At 68.3% G+C, this 14888-nt stretch carries 15 protein-coding genes; 8 read left to right on the forward strand and 7 right to left on the reverse strand.

The window, feature by feature from the left end; translation table 11 throughout:
• Window positions 1-210 precede the first annotated feature (210 nt).
• Both ABZ942_RS12030 and ABZ942_RS12035 read left to right on the forward strand, forming a co-directional pair.
• The gene (locus ABZ942_RS12030) at window positions 211-1110 is read left to right on the forward strand and encodes an ABC transporter substrate-binding protein (RefSeq protein WP_357380997.1); all 900 of its coding nucleotides are present in this window, start codon (window positions 211-213) and stop codon (window positions 1108-1110) included.
• 41 nt (window positions 1111-1151) lie between these two features.
• Window positions 1152-1367: a hypothetical protein gene (locus ABZ942_RS12035; RefSeq protein WP_357380999.1), complete on the forward strand. Its 216-nt coding sequence runs from the start codon at window positions 1152-1154 to the stop codon at window positions 1365-1367.
• A gap of 9 nt (window positions 1368-1376) precedes the next feature.
• On the opposite strand, the gene ABZ942_RS12040 is transcribed toward ABZ942_RS12035, so the two are convergent.
• The 4 genes from ABZ942_RS12040 to ABZ942_RS12055 form a co-directional block, all read right to left on the reverse strand.
• Complete coding sequence (locus ABZ942_RS12040; protein ID WP_357381873.1) at window positions 1377-2564, reverse strand: NADP-dependent malic enzyme; 1188 nt, start codon at window positions 2562-2564, stop codon at window positions 1377-1379.
• A gap of 447 nt (window positions 2565-3011) precedes the next feature.
• A complete protein-coding gene (locus ABZ942_RS12045; protein WP_357381000.1) occupies window positions 3012-4778 on the reverse strand; it encodes an FAD-binding protein in 1767 nt (588 codons plus the stop codon).
• Window positions 4779-4874: 96 nt separating this feature from the next.
• Window positions 4875-5123 carry a hypothetical protein gene (locus ABZ942_RS12050; protein WP_357381003.1) on the reverse strand — a complete coding sequence of 83 codons (249 nt, stop codon included), beginning with the start codon at window positions 5121-5123 and terminating at the stop codon, window positions 4875-4877.
• A 14-nt stretch (window positions 5124-5137) separates the two neighbouring features.
• Window positions 5138-5992 (reverse strand): PHP domain-containing protein, encoded by an 855-nt coding sequence (locus ABZ942_RS12055; RefSeq protein WP_357381004.1) that lies wholly within the window; start codon window positions 5990-5992, stop codon window positions 5138-5140.
• 139 nt (window positions 5993-6131) lie between these two features.
• Between ABZ942_RS12055 and ABZ942_RS12060 the strand changes: the two genes are divergently transcribed.
• Window positions 6132-7208: a magnesium and cobalt transport protein CorA gene (locus tag ABZ942_RS12060; RefSeq protein ID WP_357381006.1), complete on the forward strand. Its 1077-nt coding sequence runs from the start codon at window positions 6132-6134 to the stop codon at window positions 7206-7208.
• Between the two features lie 6 nt (window positions 7209-7214).
• Here the strand turns inward: ABZ942_RS12060 and ABZ942_RS12065 are convergent, their stop codons facing one another.
• The 3 genes from ABZ942_RS12065 to ABZ942_RS12075 are packed head-to-tail and all read right to left on the reverse strand — an operon-like array spanning window position 7215 to window position 9267.
• Entirely contained in the window at window positions 7215-7796 is a 582-nt protein-coding gene (locus ABZ942_RS12065) for a suppressor of fused domain protein (protein ID WP_357381008.1), read from the reverse strand.
• A 3-nt stretch (window positions 7797-7799) separates the two neighbouring features.
• Complete coding sequence (locus ABZ942_RS12070; protein ID WP_357381010.1) at window positions 7800-8291, reverse strand: general stress protein; 492 nt, start codon at window positions 8289-8291, stop codon at window positions 7800-7802.
• Between the two features lie 4 nt (window positions 8292-8295).
• Window positions 8296-9267, reverse strand: a complete 972-nt coding sequence (locus ABZ942_RS12075; protein ID WP_357381012.1) for a CoA ester lyase — start codon at window positions 9265-9267, stop codon at window positions 8296-8298.
• Between the two features lie 57 nt (window positions 9268-9324).
• Between ABZ942_RS12075 and ABZ942_RS12080 the strand changes: the two genes are divergently transcribed.
• The 5 genes from ABZ942_RS12080 to ABZ942_RS12100 all read left to right on the forward strand — a co-directional run bounded on the left by ABZ942_RS12080 (window position 9325) and on the right by ABZ942_RS12100 (window position 14833).
• Window positions 9325-10611 (forward strand): CBS domain-containing protein, encoded by a 1287-nt coding sequence (locus ABZ942_RS12080; RefSeq protein WP_357381014.1) that lies wholly within the window; start codon window positions 9325-9327, stop codon window positions 10609-10611.
• Window positions 10604-11167, forward strand: a complete 564-nt coding sequence (locus tag ABZ942_RS12085; RefSeq protein WP_357381016.1) for a DUF1003 domain-containing protein — start codon at window positions 10604-10606, stop codon at window positions 11165-11167. Before ABZ942_RS12080 ends, ABZ942_RS12085 begins: the two co-directional genes overlap by 8 nt.
• A gap of 120 nt (window positions 11168-11287) precedes the next feature.
• A complete protein-coding gene (locus ABZ942_RS12090; protein WP_357381017.1) occupies window positions 11288-12700 on the forward strand; it encodes a lytic murein transglycosylase in 1413 nt (470 codons plus the stop codon).
• Between the two features lie 113 nt (window positions 12701-12813).
• Entirely contained in the window at window positions 12814-13677 is an 864-nt protein-coding gene (locus ABZ942_RS12095; RefSeq protein WP_357381019.1) for a lytic murein transglycosylase, read from the forward strand.
• A gap of 19 nt (window positions 13678-13696) precedes the next feature.
• Window positions 13697-14833, forward strand: a complete 1137-nt coding sequence (locus tag ABZ942_RS12100) for an Mrp/NBP35 family ATP-binding protein (RefSeq protein ID WP_357381021.1) — start codon at window positions 13697-13699, stop codon at window positions 14831-14833.
• Window positions 14834-14888 lie beyond the last annotated feature (55 nt).

The raw sequence follows: 14888 nt of genomic DNA on the forward strand, positions 1-14888 counted from the left end.
CGGGTGGCGCGCAGTGTGAGGCGCAGCGCCGACCGGCCATGCCGCGCCGCATGGGGGGTGATCGAGGTTTTCACTGGAGTCCTTCCGGCCTGACGGGCAGTGCGAGGTCCCGGGGCAACACAGCCACCGGTACATTCTGGGTGTCCATACTGCCCGCTTCAGGGTGTTCGTGTTAGCTCTGTCGGTCTCTCGGAGAGTTGGTGTCGCCGGATGGTGTTGCCCGCGTCGCTGCGGATGCTGGCTCGAGTACTGGTCGTCGCGACCGCCACACTGGCCGTATCCTGCGGTAACAGTGATCAGGGCGCGCGCATCACGGTTGGTGCGGGTGATTCGGTCGAGTCGACCGTGCTCGCCGAAATATATGCGGGCGCGCTGGCCCGGATCGGCACGCGCAGCTCGGTCGAGCCGCAGTCCGGCAGTCGCGCCGACTATCTCGCGGCGCTGGACGCGGGCCGGATCGACCTGATCGGTGAGCACAACGGCGCGCTGCTGGCCTTTCTCGACAGCACCGCCACCGACCGCGCACCCGACCTCGACAAAGTGCCTACCGCGTTGAGTAAATCGCTGCCCGAGGGTCTGGTGGTCACCGATGCCGCCGACGGCACCGATATGCGACCGCGGGTGGTGCTGAGCTCCGAGGTCGCGACGCATGACAACGTGCGCACCGTCGGCGATCTCACGCCACGCTGCGGCACGCTCACGGTCGGAGTCGCATCGGTGCCGGACCTGATCGCGCTGCCGCCCGCGTTGGAGCAGGTGGCGGACTGCCACTTCGCCGCGACAGTGCCGTTTCCTGATGCCACCGCACTACGAAAAGCCCTGCTGGACGGGCAGGTTCAGGCCGGACTGCTGACCGGCCCGCCCGCCGTCGTGCCCGGGTCGACCGACGGCCTGACGATCCTGTCCGACGACAAGTACGCGGTGCGCACCGAGAACGTGGTGCCCCTGTTCCGCAAGGGCAAGCTCGACGAACGCCAGATCAAGAAGCTGAATTACGTTGCGGGCGAACTCACCACCGACGATCTCGCCACGATGATCCGCACTGTCCGGGACGATCACGCGAAGCCGGCCGAGGTAGCGCGCGTGTGGCTGGACGACCACTCGCTCTGAACATCGCACGTTCCGCACCGGACCTGGCTAACGTCTGACGCGTGAGTATCAGGTTCATCGGCGGTTACGTGGCGCTCGTGGCGATATTGCTGTTCGCCTGGACGACCTACTCGGACAAGAATCCCGTGTTCGCGGCGGCGTTGGTCTTCGCGCTGTGCGCGATGATCGCCATGAACATCTGGATCCATCTGTCGCTGCGGCAGCACACGCGAAAGGCGCCCCGTCCCGAGCGGGACAAGGCGCCTTCCAGCGACTGAACTGACTTACTACGCAACGCCTTCGGCGCGCGCGGCAGCCGCGACGGCCTCGGCGACCGCCGGGGCGACCCGCGGGTCCAGCGGGCTGGGCACGATCTTCTCCGGGCCGAGCTCGTCGGCGACGACGCTGAGGATCGCGTCGGCGGCGGCGATCTTCATGCCCTCGGTGATGCGCCGGGCGCCCGCGTCGAGCGCGCCCTTGAACACGCCGGGGAAGGCGAGCACATTGTTGATCTGGTTCGGGAAGTCGCTGCGGCCGGTGGCGACGATCGCGGCGTACTTGCGCGCGACCTCGGGGTGAATCTCCGGGTCCGGGTTGGACATCGCGAACACGATCGACTCCGGCGCCATCGAGGCGATGAGCTCCTCGGCGATCAGACCGGCGGACAGGCCGAGGAAGACATCGGCGCCGTTGAGGGCCTCGGCGGCGCCGCCGATCAGCCCGCGCGGGTTGGTCCGGGTGGCCAGTTCGGCCTTCACGTCGTTGAGGTCGCCGCGCTCACGGCTGATGATGCCCTTCGAGTCGAGCACGGTGACGTCCCGAACACCCGCGGCCAGCAGGATATTCGTGCACGCGACACCGGCCGCGCCCGCACCGGACACCACGACCTTCAGGTGGTCGATGGCGCGACCCTGCACCTTGGCCGCGCCGTTGAGGGCGGCGAGCACCACGATGGCGGTGCCGTGCTGATCGTCGTGCATGACCGGGCAGTCGAGCGCCTCGATGAGTCGCTTCTCCACCTCGAAGCAGCGCGGCGCCGAGATGTCCTCCAGGTTCACCGCGCCGAAGCTGGGGCGCAGCCGGATGACCGTCTCGACGATCTCGTCGACGTCCTTGGTGTCCAGCACAATCGGGATCGAGTTGAGTCCGGCGAACTTCTTGAACAGCGCCGCCTTGCCCTCCATCACCGGCAGCGAGGCGCGCGGGCCGATATCACCGAGGCCGAGCACCGCGGTGCCGTCGCTGACCACGACGACGAGGCGGTCGGTCCAGGTGTAGCGCTTGCAGAGCTCGACGTCCTGCGCGATCGCCCGGCTCACCTGAGCGACGCCCGGGGTGTAGGCGATCGACAGGTCGCGCTGGGTCTCCAGCGGCGAGCTGAGTTCTACCGAGAGCTTGCCTCCGAGATGTCCCGCGAAAATCTCGTCGTGGGTGATTTCGGAAAGACTTGCAGTGGCATTCGGTGCGTCAGTCACAGGTGACACGATTTCACTCCTGCTCGGGCCGGACAAACCGGGGGACGGTTACCGCCGGGTATATAGGTATAAGTGTTTTCATTACGCTCATCGAGTGCGCTGACCGGTACGTTTCGCTGTTACGGCGGGTCACGAAAACCCGTAGCCGATTTCGCTGACGTGGCGCGGCACTGATCCGCGGAGCGGGAGCCGGACGGGTAGGTCCGGACAGAACATGCGGCGTGATCCTCGGGTCGCGACGGTGCGTCGCGAGGCGGAGATCTCCGTAACTCCAGTACCCGGCGGTGGCTTAGGTAAAGGAATCCGACACATTCTGCCAGCATGGTCCGCGACTTGCCAAACCGGTCGGGTTTCCGCTGTGTCGTGCGCCGGTATCCAGCCTACTGCGGCGGAATTACCGGGTGGTAAGGGAAAACTCGCGCGCGGGTGCGGCCCGGCGGTGAGCTGTCACAACGCGATCGGGCCCGCCGGTGTGAGGTGCGGGGCGGTCCCGTCCTCGTCTTCGGGCAGGATCTGCGGCGCGTCCGGGATCGCCGCCGAGCGCGCGCTCAGCACACCCGCCTCCCTGGTGTGCGCGACGGCGGGCCCGCGGGCGTCGAGCACGAGGGCCTCGCGCCTGCCGCGCGGAAACGGTTCGCGGACAGGCGCCACCACAATCTCCGTGGCACCGACGACGCCGGCGTCCAACGCCGCGATTTCCCGCGCGTCCGGCCGCACCCACACGTTGTCCAGGCCCCCTGACATCAGCCGCACCCGCCAGTCCGCCTCGGCCCCTGGATGATCGGTGCGCCGATGCATGCCGCGGCTCTCGGTCCGCGCCAGCGCGCTGTACTTGGTCCACCGTGCCACCGCGAGCAGGGCCGCCGCCTGCCTGGCCCGCAACCGATCCAAACCGGTACCGCCCAGGTCGAATTCGGCACCGGGCCACATCGAGTCGAGTTCGCCGATGCTGTCGACCAAGCTGCCCGCGCTGCGCCAATAGCTGCGCCGCAACGGCAGCGTGTGTTCCTGCACCAGTCCGACCACGGCGCGCGGATCGATCCGCGCCACCGCGCTGAGTCCAGCACCGGCCACCTCGCACACCGGGCTGCGGCGGTCGGCCGTGCGCGCATACCTGGCCGCACCCGTGCCCGCCCACACGCCGGACGCGATGGCCCACGCGCCGCCCTGACCGCCGAAGCCGCTGACCGCACCGGTGATCGGCTCCCTGGTGGTCACGTCGCCCGCGCCGAACAGCCCGCCGACCGTGGTCGCGCAGTCCGGGCCCGCGAGGCGCAGGCCGCCGGTGCCGCGCACGGTACCCTCCAACACGGCCCGCAGCGGCACCCGCCCGGTGCGGTCGACCAGACCCTGCTCCGATAGCCAGCCGCGCATCGTGGCGGGCACGTCGTCGAGTGCCGCGAACACCCGGCGGCCGTCCGCGATCGCGGCGAAGGCCGCGGCCCGATGGCCTTCCAGGACCGTGCCCGACTCGTCGTACAAGGTGGCGAAGTGCAGCCCGAGGCCGAGCGTGGAATTCAGCGGCGCGGCGGGCCGCGGCACGTTCACCACGGGGGTCAGGCCGTATGCGCTGGAGAACTCCATGCCCGAGAGCTGGGCACCGGCCTCCGCGGCGAACAGCAGTCCGTCGCCGGTGTCCACGTCGGTGCCCGCCCCGCCGGACAGGAACGCGCAGCCGCCGGTGGCCACCACCACGGCACCCGCTCGCACGGTCCACGCCTGGAATTGATTGTGCTGCTGCACCCCGGTCGCCCCGGCGACCTTGCCGTCGCGATCGACGAGGAGTTGCAATGCGGGATGGTGATCGAGGATGTGCACGCCCGCGTTGAGCACGCTGCGCCGCATTCGGCGTAGATAGCTGGCACCGTCCAGATACACCCGCAGCGAGGAACCCGGCCCCGCGCCGGGGAATCGATAACCCCAGCGGGCCAGCTGTTCGACGCGCAGGTGCGTCTCCTCCAGCACCCGATGCATCCAGTCCGGGTCGCCGAGTCCGCCGCCGTGTGCGTAGCCGCGGCGCACCGCCTCGTCCCTGGCCGGTCCGGGCGGGATGTTCCACAGGGAGGTGGTGCCGTGGGCGGTCGGGCCGCTGGTGCCGCATCTGGCCTTGTCGGCGAGCACGACCCTGGCCCCGGTCGCTGCGGCGGATACGGCGGCCCAGGTTCCGGCGGGCCCGCCGCCCAAAACCAGTACGTCCGTCTCGAGTTCCGCCACAAAGAGAAATGTTCGGCCACAATTCACGGAACCGCAACCATTAACGGAATATTTATCGCTGCCGTATTCGATCTGTTGTCAGCGAGCGGGTGTCGATCAGCTCCACCACTGGGTCCACAGCAATAATCCAGCGGCAACAAAAACAACCGCAGATCCGGAAAAGGCGGCTAAACCCCGACGCTTATCCGAATAAATCTGTGCCGCAACGGCAATCACTGCGGACACCACATGCCACGTCACCGATTCACTGCCCGGACCGGGGAAGTCCCGCCGGGCCGCGGCCACCGCGGTGCCGATGACGACGAGCATCAGCGCCACGGTTCCCGCGGCGACCGCCCCGCTCACCCCGCGAACCACCTTCACGAGGCGATCACCGGCACGCCGGTCGCCTTACCGGCCAGCACCTCGAATTGCCCGGGGTCGGTGGTGAACTGACCGAGGTGGATGGTCTTGTTGCTGCCGTGATAGTCCGACGAGCCGGTGGTGAGCAGGCCGAGCTCGGCGGCCAGGTCGGCGAGCACCGCGCGATCCTGCGCGGAGTGGTCCGGATGGTCGAGCTCGAGTCCGCCGAGCCCGAGCGTGGCCAGCTCGCGGATGTCGTCCAGCGCGAGCAGCCTGCCCCGCTTACGGGCCCGCGCGTGCGCGATCACGCTGACCCCGCCTGCGGTGGCGATCATCTCCACCGCACGCCGCAACGGCGTGTCTGCTTTCTCCGCGTAGTACGGGCCGTGCGGCGCGAGCAATTCCTCGAACGCGGCATCGACACTCGGCACCACGCCCGCCGCGACCAGTGCCCTGGCCAGGTGGGGACGGCCCGCGGACGGGCCCGCCGAGGCGAGCACGGCATCGGGATCGATCGGTAATCCGTCGGCCACCATCCGCTCGGCCATCGCGCGCACCCGCTCGACGCGCTCGCCACGCAGCCGCTCGCGTTCGTCGGCGAAACTGCGATCGGTCGGGTCGAACAGATAGGCCAGCAGATGCACCGGCACCGGCCAGCCGTCCTCACCGAGGCCGATGCACGACATCTCCATGCCGCGGACCAACGTCAGGCCCTTCGGCAAAGCATCGACCGCCTCGGTCCAGCCCGCCGTCGTGTCATGGTCGGTGATCGCCACGACGTCCAAGCCGGCGGCGGCCGCGTTCCGTACCAATTCCGCTGGGGAGTCGGTGCCGTCGGACGCGGTCGAATGGGTGTGGAGGTCGATGCGCACGCCTTCAGTCTTACAGTGTTCGATCGGCGTCGTTCGAGGGTGCCTGCGTGGTCACGCTTCGCTACCGCCTCCGGGCCCGTCGCGCACGCCGCTTGCGCATGCCAGGAACCGCACTCCGCAGGCGACGTAGCATCACGATGTGCCGTCTATTCCGCCGCTACCGTCGTTCCGCGGCTCGAACCGTCCGGTCCGCGCCCTGCCGCGGATCCCCATCCCGACCGCGCGGGCGATTGTCGACTGCGGCGTCTATGTCGAAGGGCGGCGGCTGCCGGGCCGATTCACGCACAAGGACGCGATGGCCGAGGTCAACAATCGCGGCACCGGATTCGTCTGGGTCGGCCTGCACGATCCGGACGAGGCCCAGATGGCTGATATCGCCGAGACATTCGGCCTGCACGCGCTCGCGGCCGAGGACGCCGTCACCAAACATCAACGCCCCAAACTGGAACGCTACGACGACACGCTGGTGCTGGTGATGCGCACGGTCGCCTACGTCGAACACGAATTGCACAGCATCAGCGAGATCGTGGAGACCGGCGAGATCATGGTCTTCGCCGCGCCGGACTTCGTGGTGTCCGTACGCCACGGCGAACACTCCGAATTGGCTTCGCTCCGTAAAGAACTGGAGGCCGATCCGGCCAAGCTGATGTTCGGCCCCGGCGCGGTGTTGCACGCGATCGCCGATCACGTGGTCGATTCGTATATCGAAGTGACGCAGTCGGTCGAGCTCGATATCGATGCGATGGAGGAAGAGGTTTTCACCCCGCGCAGCCAGGTCGCGATCGAGTCGATCTACCAGCTCAAGCGGGAAGTCGTCGAACTTCGCCGGGCGGTGAACCCGCTCGCGACTCCGCTGCAGTTGCTCGGGCACAAGCCGGATATCCCGCTGCCCAAAGAGATTCGGCGATACATGCGCGACGTGGCCGACCACCACGCCGGTGTCGCCGACCGGATCAGCGACTTCGACGAGGCACTGAGCGCGCTGATCAGCGCCGCGCTGGCCAAGGTCGGCGTGCAGCAGAACACCGACATGCGCAAGATCTCGGCCTGGGTCGCCATCGCCGCGGTGCCGACGATGATCGCGGGCATCTACGGCATGAACTTCACGCACATGCCGGGATTGGAAGCGACCTCGGGCTTTTGGGTGGTCATCGTGGTCACGCTGGCCATCTGCATCGGGCTGTACGCCAACTTCCACCGCAACAACTGGCTCTAGCCCGAATTACAGGCTGGCGGCGCCTCGTTCGGGGTCGCGCACGTCGATTCCCGCCTCCGCCCACGCATCACGCAGCGCCTGCGCCCCGCGCACCCGCACCCACGCCGCCTCGGTGGCGGTCACCGGCGTCACTGCGAAGTAGCGAACCGGCTCGGCGGGCGCGGGCAGCACTACCTCGGGAATCCCGCTGTCCCCCAACAACACCGCAGAGAACGGCGCACCGTGCCACATCGGCTCGCCCAGGTCCATCAGCGCATCCGCTTGCAGCACAACACCTTCCACTGCGGGCGCGGCGGCGAGCACGCCCAGCGTCTTCGCCAGGCCCGAGCTCGCACCCGCTGTGCCGCGCAGCGTGAGCACCAGCTCGGCCCGCGGCCCCTGCACCGGATCGGCAAGCAGCGCACTGGGATCGCCCATCGGATGCCGGGAACCGCCCACCGTCGCGTAGTGCACCAGCTCGCCGTCGATGATCCGCAGGATCTCGATCGGCTCCAGCCCGAGGAACGTCACCGACGCCGAATCGACGCCGGTCGCCGGCACACCGAAATGGTCGAGCACACCGGTGCGGACCGTCGACACCACCTCCATGCGTCAGATGGCCAGCCGCGCAAGCATGTCCCGCGCCTGTTCCGCGGACTTCGGGTCGCACAGCACGTCGTAGCGCCCGGCCACCAACTGCATGGTGGACGCGAAGTCGCGCTGGCCCTTGGTCGCCGCGTACGGGATCGAGGTAGAGATGACGCCGAAGATGACGCCGCCGACCAGACCGACCAGCAGTGGGCCGAACGCACCGCTGGTGGTGAACAGGCTCAGCAACAGACCGAGGAACAGGCCGAGCCAGGCTCCGCTCACCACACCGCCACCGATGACCTTGCCCCACGTCAGCCGGTAGAGGACCCGCTCGACCTGCATCAGGTCGACGCCGACGATCGTCACGTCCTGCACCGGGAACTGCCCGTCGGCCAGGTAGTCGACGGCCTTCTGCGCCTCGGCGTAGGTCGGATAGGAGCCGACCGGCCAGCCGGACGGCGGCGTCGGCAGGCCCTGCCGTGCGCGATTCGAGTTCCCTAAGGGATTCGTCATGTCTCTATTCTGCTATTTCTACCGGTTTTCCGGGGGGTGTGAAACGCGTGGTACGCGTCATTGCCGCGGCCCGGCCCTTTTCCGCGATCACCTGGGCCATTTTCGCACTGGCCTCATCGATCATTTCGTCGCCGAGCATCACCGCGCCGCGCGCGCCGCCCTCGGCCGAGGTGTGGAAGGCGTACGCGTCGAGGATCAGCTCTGCGCGATCGTAGTCGGACTGCCGTGGGCTGAAGATCTCGTTGGCCGCCTCGATCTGGCCGGGATGCAGCACCCACTTGCCGTCGAAGCCGAGCGCGGCGGTGCGCCCGGCGGCCCGGCGGAAGCCGTCCACATCCCGAATCTGCAGGTACGGGCCGTCGATCGCCTGCAGGCCGTGCGCGCGGGCGGTGAGCAGGATCGTCATCAGGATGTGGTGATAGGCATCACCGGTGTCGTAGCCCTCCGGCTGTTCGCCGACCACCAGGGTGCGCATGTTGATGCTGGCCATGAAGTCGGCCGGGCCGAACACCAGCGCCTGCACGCGCGGGCTCGCGGTGGCGATCTCGTCGATATTGCGCAATCCCAACGCGTTTTCGATCTGCGGCTCGATGCCGATGCGGCCGACCTCTAGGCCGGTGGCCTTCTCCAACTGGGTGAGCAGCAGATCCAGCGCGCGCACCTGACCGGCATCGGTCACCTTGGGCAGCAGGATGGCATCCAGCGCGGTACCCGCGCCCTCGACGATGGTGATCACGTCCGTGTAGGTCCACTGGGTGGTCCAGTCGTTGACGCGGACCACGCGCAATTGTGATCCCCAGTCGGAATCGTTGAGCGCCGCCACGATATTCGCCCGCGCCTCGGCCTTGGCGGGCGGTGCGACGGCGTCCTCCAGGTCGAGAAATACCTCGTCGACGGGCAGGCCCTTGGCCTTTTCGATCATCTTCTTGTTGCTGCCCGGACAGGCGAGCACCGAACGGCGCGGCTTCAAGATCACTCCCGTCGATCGTGGTGTGGTACTTACACCCGCTCCCGAACCTCTAGCCTGGCAAGCATGGCAGCTACCAGGGTGTACGTCGCCAGGCTGGCCGGCCTGGTGGTGTTGGGACCGGACGGCGAGTCTATCGGCCGGGTCCGCGATGTCGTCGTGGCCATCCGGTACGACCGACAGCAGCCCCGCATTCACGGCCTCGTCGTCGAATTACCCACGCGGCGGCGCATTTTCGTGCCGATCCTGCGGGTCACCGCGATCGAGCCCGGCGTGGTGACACTGAACACCGGGACGGTGAGCCTGCGCCGCTTCCACCAACGGCCCGGCGAGATGCTCGCGCTGGCGCAGATCGTGGATTCTTCGGTGCGCGTGGAGGATCCGGATCTGCCGGACCTCACCGACGTGGATGTCGTGGTGGTCGATCTCGGCATGGAACAGACCCGGACCAGGGATTGGCGGGTGACCAGGGTCGCGGTGCGCGGACATCGCCGGATCGGGCGTCGGCGCACGGTGCATGTGGTGGATTGGATCGACGTCTCGGGACTGACGCCGCGCGACATCGACCAGCCAGGCCAGGAGGTCACCCAGCTGCTCGAGCAGTTCGAGGGATTGCGGGCCGCCGACGTCGCGCACCTGCTGCGCGAGCTGCCGGAGAAACGTCGCATCGAGGTGGCGGTCGCGCTCGACGACGAACGCCTCGCCGACGTGGTGCAGGAGCTGCCCGACGACGAGCAGGTCGACCTGCTCGGCCATCTGGAGGTGCGCCGCGCCGCCGACGTGCTCGAGGCGATGGATCCCGACGACGCCGCCGACCTGCTCGGCGAGCTGCCGGTCAACGAGGCCGAATCGCTGCTCGCGCTGATGGACCCGGAGGAATCCGAACCGGTCCGCAGGTTGCTCGAACATTCCCCGTACAGCGCGGGCGGCCTGATGACGCCCAAGCCGGTGATCCTGACGCCGTCCACCACGGTCGCCGAGGCGCTGGCCCGGGTGCGCAACCCCGATCTGACGCCGGCGCTGGCCTCCATGGTGTTCGTGGTCCGGCCGCCGACCTCGACCCCCACCGGCCGGTATCTCGGGTCGGTGCACATCCAGCGGCTGCTGCGCGAGCCGCCTGCCCATCTGGTCGGCGGCATCCTCGACGCGGGGCTGGCTCCGTTGCGAGCAGACGTCCCGCTGGCCGCGGTGACCCGCTACTTCGCGACCTACAACCTGGTCTGCGGACCGGTGGTGGACGAAGAGAACCACCTGCTCGGCGCGGTCAGCGTCGACGACGTGCTCGACCATTTGCTACCCGATGACTGGCGTGACCAGGAAGAGCTACACGAAGGGATAGCTGGACATGAGTGACAAGGTCGGCGGCGCGCGGCAGCGGCTGGAGACGCCGGTCGAGTCGCGGTTCCGCATCGATTGGGATGCGGACGCGCTCGCGCGCAGCAGCGAGCGGGTCGCCAGATTCCTCGGCACCGGCCGCTACCTGGCTATTCAGACGTTCGTCGTCATCGTTTGGATCACGTTAAATGTGGGCGTCATCGCGTTGCGCTGGGATCCATATCCGTTCATTCTGTTGAATCTGGCGTTCTCTACCCAGGCCGCCTATGCCGCACCGTTGATCCTGCTCGCGCAGAACCGGCAGGACAACCGCGACCGGGTCTCGCTGGAGGAGGACCGGATGCGGGCCGCCCAGACCAAGGCGGATACCGAGTTCCTCGCCCGCGAACTCGCAGCACTGCGGATCGCGGTCGGCGAAGTCGCGACTCGCGACTATTTGCGCAGGGAATTGGAGGAGATGAAGGAGATACTCGATCGGATCGAGGGTGCGGGCAACAACAAGCCGCAACGCAAGAAGAGTTCCGGCCGAAAGCAGGCACCAGCCCCGGTTTTACCGCCTGTAGCTGACGATTGACCGGAAATACCGAACAACTACCTGACTGGTGGGTAACCTGGACAGCGTTGTCCCGAGCGGCGCCGGGAAGGGGATGTCCCAGATAGCCGCTCACACGACGTAGAGGATTGGTGTGGCTGAATGCGTATATCTGCTCCGATAACCGTCTCGGCCCTGGTCGTCGCCGGTCTTGTCGCCTCCGGCTCAGCCTCCGATCCCTCCTCTCCAGCCGGCGCGCCCACCGCACCTGAGGCTTTGCTGGCCGCATCGACGAATCCGGCCGGATCCGTGGACGCGTCCGGCAAGTCGGGCGAGACCGGACTGTCTAAGACAGTTGGACTCCTTCCGGTCACCCAGGAATCGCCCCGCAAACTCCGGGCAATGACTCCGTCCGACGGCTCGGCGCCGTTCGCCGGGCGAGTGCCGCTGCAGGAGATCTCGCTGCCACTGATCGGCGGCGCGCTCGGTATCCCGGAAATCGTGCTCGCCGCGTACCGCAACGCCGAACTCGCGCTGGAGTCGTCCACGCCCGAGTGCGGATTGTCCTGGAGTCTGCTGGCCGGCATCGGCCGGATCGAATCGGGCCACGCGGGCGGCGGCCGCACCGACGCCGCGGGCACCACGATCTCGCCGATCTACGGCCCCGCGCTGGACGGCACGCTGCCCGGTAACGAGATCATCAGGGAAGCCAGCGGCGGTTACGTCCGCGCGGTCGGGCCGATGCAGTTCCTGCCCGGCACCTGGGCCCACTACGCCGCCGACGGTAACGGCGACGGTGTCGCCGACCCGAACAACGTCTTCGATGCCGCGCTCGCCGCGGGCAAGTACCTGTGCTCGGGCGGGCTGAACCTGCGCGATCAGGGCCAGGAACTACAGGCGGTGCTGCGCTACAACAACTCGGCGGCCTACGCGGCCAATGTGCTCAGCTGGGCGGCGGCCTACCGCACCGGCGGCGCGCCGACCCAGGTCACCATCTCCCCCGATCTGATCCCGCCGGGCAGCGCGCCCGCCCAGATCCCGGACATGACCGCGGTGACCTACACCAACAACACGCCGACCACGACGGCCCCCACGACGCCGCAGACCACCACGGCACCGACGCCGACCGAGGTGATGATCACCATCCCCGGCCTGCCGCCGATCCCCTGTGGCATCTTCTGCCCGCCGCCGCCGAAGCCGCTCAATCCCTGTGAGCCCGCGGTGATTCCGGCCCCGATGCCGCAGCCCGGCGAGCCGGCCGAACCCGCCGCCGTGCCCGGCGCACCCGCACAGACCTTCGGTGCCGGCGTGGCCGCGCCGAAGGATCCGGCGCACCCGGAGCCGCCCGTCGCCCCGGTCTGCACGCCGCCGGAGGCCGCCCAGCAGCAAGCCCCGGCACCGGCCCCCGCGCCCGGCCAGCAGGCCGTACAGACGCCGGAAGCGGCACCGGAGGCTGCGCCCACCGTCACGGTCGATCCGGCGGCACCGACGGTAGACGCCGCGCCGACCCAGCAGCCGGGCATCACGTTGCCGTTCGGCATCGTGATCCCGCTGCCGCCCGCCCCCCAGGGCTGACGCCACACTCGAAGCAGGTCACGAAGTAGTAACAAAAAGGTCTCGGATGCGGTAGTCTCCTCTTCGTCAGATCACGAAGGGCTCACATCGAGCCGTTGGAGGGTCACCGCACAGTGGGGCGTCACCGAAAACAACCAGCTGTCACCGTTAAACGCAGCTCGGTTATTGCATTGACCGGATTGGTTCCCGCTGGACTGATGGCGTGCACCGCCGCGTCCAATGTGGGACATGGAACTGCCGCGACAGCGGTGGCACAGCACCTGCCGGGGGACGATCAGGACGAGCTGGGGGCCAAGCCCGCAGCTCTGATGACCGACCCGGGCGCGACGACCGAATTCGTGGCCAACAAGATGGCCAAGCCGAGCGGTCCGCCGGTGGTGAAAAGCGTTGCGCTGGCGGATGGTCGGCAGCTCGCGTCGCTGCCCGCCGGGCCGATGGGTGTGCCGGGCATCGCGGTCGCGGCCTATCAGAACGCCGAACGCATCCTCGCCGAGGAGAACCCCACCTGCGCCATGCCGTGGTCGATGCTCGCCGGGATCGGCCGCGTCGAATCCACACACGCGTACGGCAAGATCGACGCCGACGGCAACCCGCTCACCAAGGTCTACGGCCCGGTGCTCGACGGAAGCCTCTACGGCAACAACGTCGTTCACGACACCGACGGCGGCGAGCTGGACGGCCTGGCCGGTTACGACCGCGCGATCGGCCCGATGCAGTTCCTGCCGCAGACCTGGAAGCGCTACGCCGCCGACGGCAACGGCGACGGCATCGCCGATCCGCAGAACCTCTTCGACGCGGCACTGACCGCCGGAAAGTACCTGTGCGACGGCGGTTTGAACATGCGCGACCTGGCCCAGCAGTCCAAGGCGATTCTGCGCTACAACAACTCGATGGCCTACGTCGCCAATGTCATGGCCTGGGAAACCTCCTATGCCAACGGCGTCGCACCACGGGCCGGGGACCTGCCCAGAATTTGACACGCCTAAAATTCCTGCCATGCCAGTAGTTACGGAATCGGATGTGCGGGGCGCTCTCGCCAAGGTCGACGATCCGGAAATCCGCAAGCCGATCACCGAACTGGGCATGGTGAAGAGCATTGCGATCAGTGCGGACAGCAATGTCCACATCGAGGTCTACCTGACCACGGCGGGCTGCCCGCTGCGCACCGAGATCATCCAGCGGGTCACCAAGGCCGTGGCCGACGTGTCCGGCGTCGGCGCGGTCACCGTCGACCTCGATGTGATGAACGACGAGCAGCGCACCAACTTGCGCAAGCAGCTGCGCGGCGACTCCGCCGATCCGGTCATCCCGTTCGCCCAGCCCGGCTCGCTGACCCGCGTGTACGCGGTCGCCTCCGGCAAGGGCGGCGTCGGAAAGTCCAGCGTCACCGTCAATCTCGCCGCCGCCATGGCCGCGCGCGGGCTCTCCGTCGGCATCCTGGACGCCGACATCTACGGCCACTCGATCCCCCGCATGCTCGGCACCGACGCCCGGCCCACCCAGGTCGAGAAGATGATCATGCCGCCGCAGGCGCACGGCGTGAAGATGATCTCCATCGCGCAGTTCACCCAGGGCAATACGCCGGTGGTGTGGCGCGGCCCGATGCTGCACCGCGCGCTGCAGCAGTTCCTCGCCGACGTGTTCTGGGGCGACCTGGACGTGCTGCTGCTCGACCTGCCGCCGGGCACCGGCGACATCGCCATCTCGATCGCCCAGCTCATCCCCGGCGCCGAAATCCTCGTCGTCACCACCCCGCAGATCGCCGCCGCCGAGGTGGCCGAGCGGGCGGGCGCCATCGCGCTGCAGACCAGGCAGCGGATCGCCGGCGTGGTGGAGAACATGTCCTGGCTCGACCTGCCCGACGGCAGCCGGATGGAGCTCTACGGCGCCGGCGGCGGGCAGGTGGTCGCCGACCGTCTCACCCGCGCTGTCGGGGCCGACGTGCCGCTGCTCGGGCAGATTCCGATCGAGCAGGCCGTGCGGGAAGCGGGCGACGACGGCACGCCGATCGTGCTGCGCTCCCCCGAGACCCCCGCCGCCAAGGCGCTGCTCGACATCGCCGACAAGCTCGCCGTCCGCCGACGCGGACTGGCAGGCATGTCGCTGAACATCGACACGACCCGCCACGGGTAGCGGAGCGCGACGACCGATTTCCGCGTGGGCGTTGTTCGCTCGCTGTCGGTGGGTG

It is taken from the genome of Nocardia sp. NPDC046473, from assembly GCF_040645995.1.
In the GTDB taxonomy this organism is placed as follows: Bacteria; Actinomycetota; Actinomycetes; order Mycobacteriales; family Mycobacteriaceae; genus Nocardia.

Excerpts from the sequence above, each read along its gene's own strand:
- ABZ942_RS12030 (WP_357380997.1), top strand. The coding sequence starts at position 211 with ATGGTGTTGCCCGCGTCGCTGCGGATGCTGGCTCGAGTACTGGTCGTC.
- ABZ942_RS12065 (WP_357381008.1), bottom strand. The coding sequence starts at position 7,796 with ATGGAGGTGGTGTCGACGGTCCGCACCGGTGTGCTCGACCATTTCGGT.
- ABZ942_RS12070 (WP_357381010.1), bottom strand. The coding sequence starts at position 8,291 with ATGACGAATCCCTTAGGGAACTCGAATCGCGCACGGCAGGGCCTGCCG.
- ABZ942_RS12080 (WP_357381014.1), top strand. The coding sequence starts at position 9,325 with ATGGCAGCTACCAGGGTGTACGTCGCCAGGCTGGCCGGCCTGGTGGTG.
- ABZ942_RS12085 (WP_357381016.1), top strand. The coding sequence starts at position 10,604 with ATGAGTGACAAGGTCGGCGGCGCGCGGCAGCGGCTGGAGACGCCGGTC.
- ABZ942_RS12090 (WP_357381017.1), top strand. The coding sequence starts at position 11,288 with ATGCGTATATCTGCTCCGATAACCGTCTCGGCCCTGGTCGTCGCCGGT.
- ABZ942_RS12100 (WP_357381021.1), top strand. The coding sequence starts at position 13,697 with ATGCCAGTAGTTACGGAATCGGATGTGCGGGGCGCTCTCGCCAAGGTC.